We start from the raw sequence: 613 nt of genomic DNA, 5'->3' as shown, positions 1-613 counted from the left end.
GCGCGGCGTCCCGGGAGGGCGATGCTCGCCGCGATCGCGAGCGCCGCCGCCACGGCTAGTGCGGCGAAGGCGGCACGGAACTGCGGCAGGCCCGGCGAGTCGGTGAGGACGAGCGACACGGTGGCGATGCCCAGCGCGGCGCCGAGCTGGTTGGCGAGGTACAGCATGGAGCTGCCCTGCGGTGCGAGGTCGGGCGGCAGTACCCGGAACACCGAGCCGATGGCGGGGGCCCCCACGGAGCCGAGGCCGGCGCCGAGGACGAACAGGGCCACGACGGTGAGCGGCAGTGCGGTGGGTGCCAGCGTCAGCGCCACGAGCGCGGCCAGTGCCGCTCCGGCGCCCGCACAGGCCAACGGGCGCGGGCCCACGCGGTCGGAGAGTCGCCCGGCGACCGGCATCGCGAGAGCCGAGCCGATCCCGAGCGCCGCGAGCAGGAGCCCCGTCCTGGCCGGGTCGACGCCGTGCAGGCGTTGGTAGAAGACGGGAACGAGGAAGAGCGAGCCGAAGGTGGCCAGGCCGGCGACCGCCGCGGCAGCGAGGCTGGCGGTGAACCGCGGCCGGGCCAGCAGCCGCAGCTCGATCAGCGGCGTGCCGCGGGTCCGGAACGCGTGCG

1 protein-coding gene is annotated in these 613 nt (G+C 76.5%); it reads right to left on the bottom strand.

All coding sequences use genetic code 11. From position 1 onward, the window contains the following. Positions 1-613 (bottom strand): MFS transporter (locus DZA62_RS35280; protein WP_116953685.1); only part of this gene is annotated, 613 nt, incomplete at both ends.

Source organism: Jiangella endophytica, assembly GCF_003427025.1.
Lineage (GTDB): Bacteria > Actinomycetota > Actinomycetes > Jiangellales > Jiangellaceae > Jiangella > Jiangella endophytica.
This window is presented reverse-complemented; position numbering and strand designations above follow the sequence as displayed.